Source organism: Pseudotenacibaculum sp. MALMAid0570 (assembly GCF_040151415.1).
Lineage (GTDB): Bacteria > Bacteroidota > Bacteroidia > Flavobacteriales > Flavobacteriaceae > Polaribacter.
In genome coordinates this window covers 335827-350169 of record NZ_JBDKWF010000050.1, presented here as the reverse complement: position 1 = coordinate 350169, position 14343 = coordinate 335827, and the positions used below count along the sequence as shown (strand labels likewise).

Annotated in this window: 11 protein-coding genes; 10 read left to right on the top strand and 1 reads right to left on the bottom strand. The window is 32.1% G+C overall.

Annotation, left to right across the window (positions count from 1 at the left end; genetic code table 11):
- The first annotated feature begins 15 nt into the window (after positions 1–15).
- The 7 genes from AAON49_RS13880 (at position 16) to AAON49_RS13850 (ending at position 6780) form a co-directional block, all read left to right on the top strand.
- Positions 16–1641: a vitamin K epoxide reductase family protein gene (locus AAON49_RS13880; RefSeq protein ID WP_349555439.1), complete on the top strand. Its 1626-nt coding sequence runs from the start codon at positions 16–18 to the stop codon at positions 1639–1641.
- 116 nt (positions 1642–1757) lie between these two features.
- Positions 1758–1949 (top strand): hypothetical protein, encoded by a 192-nt coding sequence (locus tag AAON49_RS13875; protein WP_349555437.1) that lies wholly within the window; start codon positions 1758–1760, stop codon positions 1947–1949.
- A gap of 93 nt (positions 1950–2042) precedes the next feature.
- Positions 2043–4229 (top strand): peptidase domain-containing ABC transporter, encoded by a 2187-nt coding sequence (locus AAON49_RS13870; RefSeq protein ID WP_349555435.1) that lies wholly within the window; start codon positions 2043–2045, stop codon positions 4227–4229.
- A gap of 26 nt (positions 4230–4255) precedes the next feature.
- Positions 4256–5545, top strand: a complete 1290-nt coding sequence (locus AAON49_RS13865) for an HlyD family secretion protein (RefSeq protein WP_349555433.1) — start codon at positions 4256–4258, stop codon at positions 5543–5545.
- A gap of 307 nt (positions 5546–5852) precedes the next feature.
- Positions 5853–6032 (top strand): hypothetical protein, encoded by a 180-nt coding sequence (locus AAON49_RS13860; protein ID WP_349555431.1) that lies wholly within the window; start codon positions 5853–5855, stop codon positions 6030–6032.
- 209 nt (positions 6033–6241) lie between these two features.
- Entirely contained in the window at positions 6242–6436 is a 195-nt protein-coding gene (locus AAON49_RS13855; protein ID WP_349555429.1) for a hypothetical protein, read from the top strand.
- A 137-nt stretch (positions 6437–6573) separates the two neighbouring features.
- Positions 6574–6780 carry a hypothetical protein gene (locus AAON49_RS13850; RefSeq protein WP_349555428.1) on the top strand — a complete coding sequence of 69 codons (207 nt, stop codon included), beginning with the start codon at positions 6574–6576 and terminating at the stop codon, positions 6778–6780.
- Positions 6781–6846: 66 nt separating this feature from the next.
- Here AAON49_RS13850 and AAON49_RS13845 read toward each other — a convergent pair whose 3' ends face one another.
- A complete protein-coding gene (locus AAON49_RS13845; RefSeq protein ID WP_349555426.1) occupies positions 6847–9228 on the bottom strand; it encodes a penicillin acylase family protein in 2382 nt (793 codons plus the stop codon).
- Positions 9229–9302: 74 nt separating this feature from the next.
- Between AAON49_RS13845 and AAON49_RS13840 the strand changes: the two genes are divergently transcribed.
- From AAON49_RS13840 to AAON49_RS13830, 3 genes are all read left to right on the top strand, one after another.
- Positions 9303–10430, top strand: a complete 1128-nt coding sequence (locus AAON49_RS13840; RefSeq protein ID WP_349555425.1) for a DegT/DnrJ/EryC1/StrS family aminotransferase — start codon at positions 9303–9305, stop codon at positions 10428–10430.
- A 9-nt stretch (positions 10431–10439) separates the two neighbouring features.
- The gene (gene galE / locus AAON49_RS13835) at positions 10440–11447 is read left to right on the top strand and encodes a UDP-glucose 4-epimerase GalE (protein ID WP_349555424.1); all 1008 of its coding nucleotides are present in this window, start codon (positions 10440–10442) and stop codon (positions 11445–11447) included.
- Positions 11448–11645: 198 nt separating this feature from the next.
- Complete coding sequence (locus tag AAON49_RS13830) at positions 11646–14300, top strand: BspA family leucine-rich repeat surface protein (RefSeq protein ID WP_349555423.1); 2655 nt, start codon at positions 11646–11648, stop codon at positions 14298–14300.
- The last annotated feature ends 43 nt before the right edge of the window (positions 14301–14343 follow it).

Genomic DNA, 14343 nt, shown 5'->3' with positions numbered 1-14343 from the left:
TCTAAGAAAAGAAAAATGTTAAAAATTGCTAGTTTATTACTACGTAAGAACGGTATTCCCTTTGATAAAGAAGAACTTTCATTCCAAATTCAAAGTCACCCATCATTTCCAAGTCTACATGCTATTACTGGAGTTTTAGATCACTTCAATATTGAAAATGTAGCCGCAAAAGTTCCTAATACTCAAGAGGTATTAAATCAACTGCCTAATTATTTTATTGCTCATGTTAATGATGAGCAAGGTCCTGATTTGTTTTTTTATGAAAAGAAAGGGGATTTGTCTTGCAAATTATATGATGGTGGTGGAAAAAGCAAATCCATGACTTCGGATGAGTTTTTAAAAAATTTTACTGGGATTATTGTTGCTGTAGAAAAAGACGAGAACAATACTGAAAAAACACATAAAAAAAGTGTACCTATTAATGCTTTAGGATTAACTCTATTTTCTATTAGTGCTCTTGTTATATTTTCTCTTTCAACCAATGAGATTAGCAACTACTTTACTTTACTTTTCGGTCTAGCAGGAACTCTAATTAGCATTTCTATTCTTAGACAAGAATTTGGAATTAAAGACGCAATTGGGGATGCTTTTTGCTCATCAGACTCTGAAAAGAAAGACTGCAATGCTGTTTTAAGCTCAAAGGGAGCTAAGCTTTTTAAGAATTATAAATTAAGTGATTTAAGCCTTGTATACTTTCTAGGTCTTCTAACCAGCATTTTTTTATTATTAATTCAGGGTTACAATCTGAGTCTCATATATATCATCAATATATTAGCAATACCAATAACTCTATACTCTATATATTATCAAGCTATTAAAGTAAAAACTTGGTGTCTATTGTGCCTAAGTATTGTTGGTGTTTTATGGATTTTAGCTGCAATTCCTTTCTTATTTGAAGCTTTTGCATTTACTATTGATTTCCAAATTATAGAAACTCTTACAGTTCTCATTGGTTTTTTAGCAAGTTTCTCTATTTGGAGTTACTTAAAGCCACAATTTATTGAAGCATCAGAGAACAAAAAGTATAAACTTGATTATTACAAGTTCAAAAGAAAGTATAGCTTATTCTCTACATTATTAAAAAACGAACCTGCTTTAGACACCCAAATTACAAATACAAATGAAATTGTTTTTGGAAACAAAAAATCCCGTTTAGAAATTTTGATTGTTACTAATCCTTTCTGTGGACATTGTAGACCAGTTCATACAATAATTGAAGATATATTAACTCAGTTTAATAATGAAGTAAAAGTTTGTATTCGCTTTAATATTAATCTAAAGAATCTTGAATCCGATGTAGTAAAAATCACTACTACATTGATGAATATTTATAAAACAAAAGGAGAAAAAACTTCATTATTGGCAATGGATGAAGCGTATAATAAACTAGCTCCTAAAGATTGGTTAACCAAATGGTCTAAAGAAGGAATTGATTTTGATTCTTACATAGAAACACTTCAAAATCAGAAAGATTGGTGTAATGAAAACAAAATCAATTTTACTCCAGAAATTTTAATCAATGGATATTCATATCCAAAGGAGTATGACAGACCTGACCTTTTATTCTTTATAGAAGAGTTACATGAAGAATATAACAAAGAATTAATTATATCAGAAACCGTTAACAATGAGGTCTCTTAAAAAACAACAAGGCCCAAAAGGGCCTTGCATTTGAACAAAATTCTCTCGCAAAGAATAGACACAAACAGTGAGTGTCTCTAAATGTTCGCTGCAAAAGTAATTTAAATTTTTTTATGATGAAAAAATCAATTTTAAACATCGGAGCAGCTTTATCAAAAGCCGAACAAAAACAAATCAATGGTGGTTTTTTTGGCTGCGGAACTCTATCTCAATGTATGAGCTCTTGTCAGTATGAATGTGTATGGACTGTAAACTGGCACAGAGAACCACCATGTTGGGCTTGTGTAGATACTAACAATCACCAGTAAGTCTAAGAAACAACTCAAACGTATATTTGTTTTGACCAGATATACGTTTGTTTGTTTTCTTTAAATTACCTAGCTTTATTCAAAAAAATTTGCATGCCGAAATTTCCCTCTTACAGACAAACTGAAGCTAAAGATTGTGGCCCAACGTGTATTAAAATTATTGCCAAACATTATGGTAAGTTAATTAACACACAACAACTCCGAGATCTTAGTGAAACAACAAGAGAAGGAAGCAGTCTCATGGGTTTAAGTGACGCTGTAGAGTCTGTAGGTTTTAAATCTTTGGGAGTTAAGCTATCACTAGAAAAATTAAAAGAAGCCCCTTTACCATGCATTCTTCATTGGAACAAAAATCACTTTGTTGTTTTGTACAAAATAAAGAAAAACATGTTCTATGTTTCTGATCCTGCTCATGGTTTAATTACATTAACCAAAGAAGAATTTTTAAAAAACTGGATAGGAAATAATTCAGATGAAAAAACGGAAGATGGAATTGCTCTTTTGGTAGAACCAACTCCAAAATTCTACAACAAAGAATTTGACAAAGACGAAAAATTTGGCTTCTCATTTATATTTAAATACTTATTTAAGTACAAAAAGTTTATTGTTCAACTTGTTATCGGCCTTCTGGCTGGAAGTTTATTACAATTAATTTTTCCTTTTTTAACGCAAAGCGTTGTTGATGTTGGTATTAAAAATCAAGATATCAACTTTGTCTATCTAATTTTAATTGCCCAATTGTTCCTCTATGTAGGAAGAGCTTTGTTAGAGATTATAAGAAGTTGGATTCTGCTTCATTTAAGTACTCGAATTAATATTTCGTTGATTTCCGACTTTTTCATCAAACTTATGAAACTACCCATCTCCTATTTTGATGTAAGAATGACTGGAGATTTGTTACAACGAATTAATGATCACAAACGTATTGAAAGAATTTTAACCACATCTTCATTAAATATTCTATTCTCTTTATTTAACCTCATCATTTTCAGCATAGTTCTTGGATATTACAGTTTACAGATCTTTGGCATTTTTGTATTAGGAAGCTTACTTTACTTTGGATGGGTTTTGTTCTTTTTCAAGAAAAGAAAAGAACTAGATTACAAACGTTTCTCAGAGGTGAGTCAAGAACAAAGTAAAGTTATTGAGCTCATTAATGGAATGCAAGAGATAAAACTTCACAATGCGGAAAAAAGGATGCGATGGAATTGGGAATATGTACAAGCCAGACTCTTTAAAGTTGCAACAAGGAGCCTTGCTTTAGAACAAACTCAAAGTGTTGGTTCAAATTTTATCAACGAGCTAAAAAATATGCTCATTACCATACTCTCTGCCAAATTGGTTATTGATGGCGAAATTACCTTAGGTATGATGATGGCTATAAGTTATATTGTTGGTCAGTTAAACTCTCCAATTACTCAGCTAATAAGTTTTATGAGAGACGTTCAAGACGCTAAGATTTCATTAGACAGACTAGGTGAAATTCACAACATGGAAGATGAAGAAAAACCAGGTGATAATAAAGCAACTAATATTCCAAAAAATGCGCCAATAAAAATCAAAAATATTTCTTTTAGATACATTGGTGGCTTAGAACCCGTTTTAAATAATTTAACCCTAGAGATTCCAGCCAATAAAACTACTGCAATTGTTGGAGTTAGCGGAAGTGGAAAAACAACATTAATGAAACTTCTTTTAGGTTTTTATAAACCTGACAAAGGTGACATTGCTGTTCAAAGTTTTAGTTTACAAAATATCTCTCAAAAAGTATGGAGGCAAGAATGTGGTGTAGTAATGCAAGAAGGTTATATTTTTAATGACACCATAGCAAAAAATATTGCTGTGGGTGAGGATTATATCGATAAAGAAAAATTGCATCACGCAATTCATGTTGCAAATATTTCTGATTACATAGAAGGGTTGCCTTTGGGTTATAATACAAAAATTGGAAATGAAGGTTCTGGGTTAAGTACAGGTCAAAAACAACGATTACTAATAGCTAGATCTGTATATAAAGACCCTAATTACCTTTTCTTTGACGAAGCTACATCGGCTTTGGATGCAAATAATGAAAAAGTAATTATGGAAAACCTTAACACTTTTTTTGAAAACAGAACAGCTGTAGTTATCGCACACCGCTTAAGCACTGTGAAAAATGCTCATCAAATTGTTGTTTTAGAAAAAGGGAAGATTATTGAGAAAGGGAATCATCAAGAGCTTATAAAATTAAAAGGAAGTTATTATCATTTAGTCAAAAATCAGTTAGAATTAGGGTCATAAGACCTTGACATTTATAACAAATAAAAATGCCTCAAAATCATATAAATACCGAAATACGAAGCGAAGAAGTTCAAGAAATTCTTACTCATATCCCTAATTGGATGATACGTTGGGGAAACACATTGATTCTTGCATTTGTATTTATGTTACTGGCAATAAGTTGGTTTGTAAAATATCCCGACACCATTACTTCTCAAGTAATGATAACTACCATTAATCCTCCTCAAAAGCTATATGCCAACTCAAATGGGAAATTTGATGCAATTTTGGTGGAAGATACAGATACAATCAGACAAGGAACGAACCTTGCCATTATTGAAAACTCTGCTTTGTATAAAGATGTTCTTTTATTAAAAAGTATCGTTGATACCATTCAAGTAGATAAATCCGATTTTAGTTTTCCAATCCATGTATTACCTCCATTAATTCTTGGAGACATCAATCCTAGTTTTTCTCAGTTTGAAAACAACTATTCTGATTACGATATTAATAAAAGGCTCAACCCTTATGAAAACCAATCTATTGCTAATAGGTTTTCTTTATCACAAGCAAAGGTTAGGCTGCAAATTCTAATTGAACAGAAGAAGTTAGCCGAAAGAGAGTTTGAGTTAAAAAAGAAAGGTTTAAAAAGAGAAAAACTATTATTTGAAAAAGGAGTTTCTGCAGAACTAAAATTTGAACAAAAAGAATTGGAATTCTTTCAATCTGAAAAAGCACTCAAAAGCTTAGAGTCTTCAATTTCTCAAATAAGAGAGTTGATTAGCAATTCTAATAAAAACTTAAAAGGAACCTCAATAGAAAAGCAACAAAAAGATTCAAGACTTTTAAAAAATGCTATTCAATCTTTCTATCAATTAAAAAAAGAAATTAATGATTGGGAAAAAAGATATGTGTTAAAATCTGACATTAATGGTCAAGTGAGTTTTCTATCAATATGGGATAAAAATCAGATTGTAAAAACTGGAGATTTAATCTTTACCATTATTCCGATTAGAGAACGATCCTATATTGCAAAAATAGAAGCTCCTGCAGCAAATTCAGGAAAAATAAAAATCAATCAAAAGGTTCAAATTCAATTAGCAAATTTCCCTTCTGATGAGTATGGAGAACTTAATGGGGCTATCTCTTTTATTTCTTTAGCACCTAACCAACAAGGAAATTACTTAATTGACGTTAGTATAGATAAAGAGCTAACAACATCCTATAATAAAAAGATCCCTTTCAGACAAGAAATGAAAGGAACGGCTAAGATTATTACCGAAGATTTACGTTTGATACATCGTTTTTTCTATCAACTTAAAAATATTATTAATTAATTATTCTCTCGCAAAGAATACCCGACAGATACCTTGAATGTCTTTAAATGTTCGAGGGTTTTAAAACTTTAAAACCTATTATTATGAAAAATCCGATTTCTAAAATCTGTATATCAATACAGAATACCTTATCAACTTTTTCTTTATCGGAATCACCTAGCTTCTAGTCAAACATTCCATATTAAGCAACACATAAACAACTCTATTCGAGTTGTTATATGACAATATTCTTTCGCGAAGATTAGACACAAACCTTGAGTGTCTTTAATAGTTCAAGGAACCTAATAAACCCTTTAAATTTTTTCACATGAAAAAACAAATTTTAAATATCGGAAACACCCTAAGCAAAGGTGAATTAAAAGAAATCCAAGGCGGACGTGGCTGTCCTCAAGTTGACCCTCAAGAATGTTCAACTTGTGGTGGTTTTCCAACTCCTAATGGATGTTGCTTAGGAGATGCAGCTGTTTGGTTTTGTCTAGGCAATTAAAACTAAGCACTTAAAAAGCAAATGCAAAAAAATCAAGCAATGTTGCATCGTTTTTTAAAGTTCGCAATTTTAGATGCAAACATTAGCTTTTAGTTGTGGCTAGAGGCTGTAGGCCTCTAGCCTTTACAACTTATTTGTAAAGAACAGACACAATCCTTGAGTGTCTTTAATAGTTCAAGGAACCTAATAAACCCTTTAAATTTTTAATTATGAAAAAATCAATTTTAAACATTGGAAAAGCTTTAAACAAAGCTGAGCAAAAACAAGTAAATGGAGGCTTAAAACCAAGACCTTGCTGTAACCCTGCTGACGATTGCTGTGTGCCAAACCCAAACTACAATGGCAGTAATTGTCAATTCATCCCTGGAAACCCAAATGCTTGGCCAGTACCTTACTGTATCTAGTAAACAATAAGAGAAGTCAAGTTGAAAAATTAATTTTTCAACTTGACTCATCTTTTATAAAATTTCTCGCAAAGGATAGACATAAACTCTGAGTGTCTTTAAAAATTCAGGGATTTAACAAACCCAAAATTTTAATCATGAAAAAATCAATTTTAAACATTGGAAAAGCTTTGAATAAAGCAGAACAAAAACAAGTTAACGGAGGTATGAATGGTATTTGCGATTGTACAAGTAATTACACGCAGGTATCACAAAATGAGTGTATTTTCTCTCCAGTTGGCGGAGGTCCTTTTATGTGTGCTGGAGTTATTGTAGATGGTCAATGCTGCATTTCATCACTATAATTTTCACTACAGTTTAAAGTAATGCGTTTGTATTTTTATACAAACGCATTATTATATAACATTAAGCTATTTCTTTACTTTAAAAATGAGTTTGTTTTTTGATTTTTTAATTTCTTCTTCATTCATTAACATCTTTACAAACTCTCCATTCAAATACTTTTCCGCTTGATCGTCATAATGATCACTAAAAATGTTCCCTGACTGTCCAGTTGGAAGAATACTCGCACTATTTTCTATATCTGAGAAGTCGATTACTCTACGAGTAGATGGTCCTGCATGTACTTTATAATAACCTGTGCTATCTAATTTAAACAGTTGATTATTAATCACTTCATTTCCTCCATCCATTTGAAACGGTCCAATATTAAACATATTTCGCAACATTTTTCCTCCAGCAGCAAGAGCATGACCATGCTCTACTGAAGCCACTTTATTCCAAGACCATTCTTCAATATTCTCTCCTAATTGTTTCTCTAAAAAGGATACAGTATTTTTAAAAGAAGTTTGTAAAATTTCTTTTTTTGTTTCTTTTCCTGAAGTATTCACATTGTCCCACCATACAGATTCTTCTTTAGCTGCCTGAACAGCAATTACTCTTTTCATTAAATGAGTTCCTAAGAAATCCGAAAAGCTTGCTCCTAATTCATCTTCAAAAGTATTCTTTAAAAACTCATATAAAAATCTAGTGTAAATCGTAGGAGCATTCTTCTCTTTAGCATATTCTCCATTCCATTCATTTAAAACTTCTAATGCTTTTTGCTCGTTCTCAGAAAAATCAGAAGTTTCAAGACTTCCTACCATATTTTCAATATTCTTTCCTACTATTGGCGAAGTAACATCAAAAATCATTTTCTGAACATCTTCTTTCGTCCAATCATTTTTAGCTTCTAACAATTGCTCTATTCTATGTCCTCTATCTTCAGGTAAATAATAACCAGGATATAGAATTCCTGCAATAGTATCAGGTTGATTATTTGCCGAGTATACATAACCCCATCCTGGGTTTATAGCCTGAGGATTTTGTTCAAAATCTAAATATTCTAGAATTTCATCTTTTCCTTCTACTCCATTCAAAACAAGTTTTGTGTTTAACGAATCACGATACTTATATAATTTTCCAGAGGCAAACCATGCGATATTATTGTTCGCATCTCCATACATAATATTTAATCCCGGAGCATGTAACAATTTAGCTCCGTCTTTAAACTCATCAAGTGAACTGGCATGCGACATTTGATAAGCAACGTCCAAAATCTTGTTATCTAACTTTGTGTAGATCCATTGCATTGCAATTGGTCTTTTATCATGAATCTCTTTTAAAAGTTCATTCATGATTGGGCCATGTTGACTTATTTTTACTTGAAAAGTAGTATCAGACTGATCTTTTATTTTAATTGTTTTCTCTAGTAGTTCATATTTTTTATAACCCTCAGATGTTTTATACTCATTTTCATTGTTAGGGTTATTTTCTTCGAAATAAAAATCGATATCATCATTCTCAAACATGGTTAATCCGTAGGCATAATTTCTATTATGACCTAATAAGGCGAAAGGAGTTAATGCTAAATTATAACCATACATTTCATAATCTGGAGTCTTTATGTGTGATTGATACCAAACTGAAGGTTGCGAAAATCCTATATGTGGGTCGTTAGCAAAAATTACTTTCCCATTTTGTGTTTTGTCAGCTCCAATTACCCATGAGTTACTACCAATAAATGCAGATACTGGTAAGCTTTCATAAATTTGATTCATTGCTCTTGACACCTCAGCATTTATTTGAGGGTTCTTTTCATTCTTTATAATAGCAGTATTCTCATTGATTGGAATATTTAACTCTTCTAAATAAGCATTTCCTAATTTCTCTTTAATTTCCGTTAAGAGCGGATCTGTTTTTTGAGCCATAGCAAAACTAAAAGACATATAACCAAATACATTGTATACATCATTGATGTTATATTTCTCCTTTTTTACACCTAACAATAAAAATTCAATAGGTGTAGGCCCTTCATCAATAAATTGATTTATTCCATCCAAATACGCCATTGTAAATTGATACGCTTTTGAGTTCTTATCTAGTTTTTCAATAGCTTTATGAGCATCTTCTTCAATTCCTAATCCTGAAAAAAACATATCTACTTCAACTAATTTTTTACCTAATACTTCAGACAATCTTCCAGGTGCAATTCTACGAATCAACTCCATTTGCCAAAGCCTGTCTTGTGCATGAACATATCCTAAAGTTCTGTATGCATCTTTCTGATTTTGAGCATTGATATGTGGAACTCCATTATTATCAAAATAAACCGTTACTTCATCAGAGAGATTAGCTAATTCTAACTCTCCATGATACGTTGGATGTAAACTTCTAGAATAAAGCCAGCCTCCAACTACTATAAGGAGAATTATAACAACAAGAATTTTGAGTGTTTTTTTGAAAACTTTCATACAGAACTATTTGATTTTTCTCAAAGATAACAGATTTAAGTTGTATTTTTGAAGACAAGAAAAACAAGCCTTCGATGAAAAAAATTCAGATGGTTGACCTAAAGGGTCAGTATGAAAAAATTAAAAACACTGTAACAAATTCAATAGAAGAAGTTTTAGAATCTTCAGCTTTTATTAATGGACCATATGTCAAAGAATTTCAAGCAGATTTAGAAGAATATTTAGATGTAAAGCATGTTATCCCTTGCGCGAATGGAACTGATGCTTTGCAAATTGCAATGATGGGTTTAGGCCTTGAGCAAGGAGATGAAGTTATTACTGCAGATTTCACTTTTGCTGCAACTGTAGAAGTAATTGCTTTGTTAAAATTAACTCCTGTTTTAGTAGATGTTGAAGCAGATACTTTCAATATTGACATCGAAGCCTTAAAAAAAGCTATTACGCCAAAGACAAAGGCAATTGTTCCTGTTCATTTATTTGGGCAATGTGCTAATATGGATGCTGTAATGCAAGTTGCAAAAGAGCATAACTTATATGTAATTGAAGATACTGCTCAGGCAATTGGTGCTGACTATACTTTTTTAGATGGCTCAAAAAAGAAAGCAGGAACCATCGGACATGTTGGAACCACCTCTTTTTTCCCTTCAAAAAACTTAGGTTGTTATGGTGACGGTGGAGCTATTTTTACAAATGACGATGATTTAGCACATATCATTAGAGGAATGGTAAATCATGGAATGTACAAACGTTATTATCATGATGTTATTGGTGTTAATTCTAGACTAGATAGTATTCAAGCAGCCGTCTTAAAAGCTAAACTTCCTTATTTGGATGCATATTGCGATGCTCGTAGAGAAGCTGCTGCATATTATACTAATGCATTTTCTTCAAATTCTAATATAGTTACACCTGCAGTAAGTGAATTTTCTACACATGTTTTTCATCAGTATACTATACAAATTACAAACGGAAAGAGAGATACTTTACACAAGCATTTGTTAGACAATGGTATTCCGAATGCAATCTATTATCCAGTTCAATTGCACAAACAAAAAGCTTATCAAGACGAAAGGTATAATGAAGAAGATTTCACAATAACAAATCAATTGGTAGAAACTGTAATTTCTTTACCAATGCATACAGAATTAAGCAAAGAGCAGTTAGAGTTTATTACAAAAACTGTTTTAGATTTTGTAGGATAATTTCAAAACATGAGTAGAATCTTAGTAACAGGCGGATTGGGTTTTATAGGCTCTCACACAGTAGTAGAGCTTCAAAGTTCGGGATATAATGTTGTAATTATAGATAATCTGTCCAATTCTAAAATTGAAGTTCTTGATAATATTGAATCTATAACAGGTAAAAGACCTGATTACTATAACATAGACCTTAAAAGCAAAGAAAAAGTTCAGCATTTTTTTCAACAACAAAAAATAGATGGTATTATTCATTTCGCTGCTTCAAAAGCTGTTGGCGAAAGTGTTGAACAACCTCTAAAGTATTACGAAAACAACATCACAACTCTTGTATATATTTTACAAGAGATGAAGAAGCATCAACTTACAAATTTTATTTTTAGCTCTTCTTGTACAGTCTACGGTCAAGCAGATGAGCTTCCTATTACTGAAAAAGCTCCAATAAAACCAGCAGAATCTCCCTATGGAAATACCAAACAAATAGGAGAAGAAATTATAAAAGAAAGTTGCATTGCAGATAACCTTGCTGCAATTGCATTGCGTTATTTTAATCCAATTGGAGCTCACAATTCTGCCAAAATAGGTGAATTACCATTGGGAGTTCCGCAGAATTTAATTCCTTATGTTACACAAACCGCAGTAGGAATAAGGAAAGAGCTTTCTGTTTTTGGAGGTGATTACCCAACCCAAGACGGAACAGCTATTCGAGATTATATTCATGTTGTAGATTTAGCAAAAGCACATATTGCTGCCCTAGAAAGATTACTAAAAAACAATAATAAAACTGAATTTGAAGTTTTTAATGTAGGAACTGGAAAGGGAAGTTCTGTCTTAGAAGTTATTCAAGCATTTGAAAAAGTATCTAATACAAAACTGAATTATAAAATCGTTGAGAGAAGAGAAGGAGATATAACCGCTGCTTATGCAGATACTAACTTAGCCAACGAAGAATTAGGATGGAAAGCAGAGAAAACTATAGAAGAAGCTCTTGCTTCTGCTTGGAAATGGCAGATGGAACAATAATTTTAGTTTTTTAGTATATCCTTAATATTTTCTACTTTATTTTTTTGTAGCTTTAGTATGTCATTGAATTGGACATGACTAAAAGCTATGAAATATTTCCAATTATTATTTTGCCCCCTTACGCCTTGTTTAATATTCATCAAACAAGAATCGTTGATGTCCCTATACTTAATTTTCTAAAATCAAATTATTACTATTATGAAAAAAATTACCCTCTTATTTTTATGTCTATTTTTAACAGCCTTTGCAGCAATTGCTCAATCTCAAAGTGATTATTATATAACCACATGGGAAACAACTACTTCTAACGAATCAATTACTATTCCTGTTCATACAGGAACTTATAATATTGATTGGGATGATGATGGAAATTGGGATGCTACAAATGTAAGTGGATATCAAAGTCATATTTACGTAACTCCTGGACAGCACAAAATCACTATTGAAGCAACATCCAATTCATTTCGAATTTATTTTAACAACTCAGGTGATAAAGATAAAATTCTTGAAATCAATCAATGGGGTATTACTCCATGGTCTTCTATGAACAAAGCATATTATGGTTGTTCAAATTTAGATATTCTAGCTACAGATGCTCCTGATTTGTCTGGTGTAACAGATATGACTCTCAGTTTTGCATACTGTTCAAATTTAAAAACTACTTCATTAAACAATTGGGACGTAAGTACTATAACTAATATGAATAGTCTTTTTAAGTTATCAGGGAGTTTTAATGCAGATATTTCTAGCTGGAACGTAAGTAATGTAACTAATATGAGTAATATGTTTAGTTTCACTGTTTTCAATCAAGATATTTCTGGATGGGATGTAAGTAATGTAACTAACATGTATTCAATGTTTCAAAGCGCCTATTACTTTAACCAAGATATTAGTAATTGGGATGTAAGCTCTGTAGGAAATATGAACTACATGTTTCATAGAGCTTGGAAATTCAACCAACCTATCGGTCAATGGGAATTAAATGCAGGTGCCATCCAAGGAATGTTCTTAGAAGCTTATGATTTTAATCAAGATCTTAGTGGATGGAATAGCTATATGCAAAACAAAACGAACTTTTATGAAATGTTTAGAGGCGCTAAAAATTTCAATCAAGACATCAGTGGTTGGAATGTTTCTAGTGCAACAAACATGAAGTTTATGTTTAAAGATGCCACTCGTTTTAATCAAGATTTAGGGGCTTGGGATATTGACCAAGTAACAGATATGGATGATATGTTAGACAATACAGATATTTCTACAGCTAACTATGAATCTATATTAATTGGATGGGGAAGTCAATCTGTTCAAACCAATGTTCCATTAGGAGCCTTAGGAAGAATTTATTGCTCTACAGCCTCTGTTACAGGGCGTCAAAACCTGACAAACAATGGTTGGACTATTTCTGGAGACACTCTTAATTGCGAAGCTGCTTTTTTTATTACCGATTGGCAAACTACTACGGCTAATGAATCAATAACGTTTCCAATCATTGGTGGACCTTACGACATCGACTGGGATGATGACGGAATATTTGAAACAACAGGTGTTTCAGGATTTCAAAGTCACACCTTTGCTAGTGCTGGCACTCATAAAGTTAGAATAAAGTCAGATGATAACTTGAGAGTTTACTTTAATAATTCTGGTGATAGAACAAAGATTACAGATGTAAGTCAGTGGGGTGATATCAAATGGTCTACATTGGAAAGAGCCTTTTATGGATGCTCAAATTTAGAAGTTACAGCAAAAGATGCTCCTGATTTAAGAATAGTTACTAGCATGTATTTAGCTTTTTCTCGCTGTAGCACATTAAGTCCAACCAATTGGAATAACTGGAACACAATCAATGTTACCAACATGAACCATGTTTTTTATTTTGCTTCAGCATTTAATGGGATTATTGGTGAATGGGACACTTCTAATGTGACAACCATGAGAAGTACATTTTCTTTTACAACTTTTAACCAATATATTGGAAATTGGAATGTAGGTAATGTTACAGATATGTATTCAATGTTTCAAAGTGCTTATTATTTTAACCATGACATCAGTAATTGGGATGTAAGCTCTGTAGGAAACATGAACTACTTATTTCACAGAGCTTGGAGGTTCAATCAACCCATAGGGAAATGGACATTAAATGCAGGCGCTATTCAAGGAATGTTCTTAGAAGCTTTCGATTTTAACCAAGATTTAAGTGGATGGAATGACGATATGAGCAATAAAACGAATTTTTATGAAATGTTTAGAGGCGCAAGGTCATTTAATGGAGACATTTCTGGTTGGGATGTAAGCAATGCAACTAATATGAAGCGTATGTTTAAACAAGCTACTGATTTTAATCAAGACTTAGGTTCTTGGGATGTAAGCAATGTTACCAATATGGACGACATGTTAGATAATACTTCTGTTTCAACTACAAATTATGAAAACACTTTAATTGGATGGTCTAATCTTACTAGCTTACAACAAAACATCCTTTTTGGAGCCTTGGGTAGAACCTACTGTTCTACTTCAGCAATTGCAGCTAGAAATACACTCACTGCTACTAACGGATGGAATATTGCAGGTGATGCTTTAATTTCTTGTAGTAGGTCAGTCTTAAGTGACTCTACTAAGGAAATTCCTGAAGATATACTGTTGTACCCTAACCCTACTTCAGACATTTTAAACATTAATTACAATACTACCTCAGTTAGCGACCTTCAAATTGATATTATTGATATGAGTGGACGAAGAGTAATGAAAATATCAGGTAAAAAATCATTTAATATTTCTAACCTTAAAAAAGGCCTTTACACTATTGTTATTAAAAGTAAAACACTCAATAAATCAACGAAATTTATTAAGCATTAATACTCATACTCTTTATTGAAGTAGAGAATAAAAAAAGCCCGCT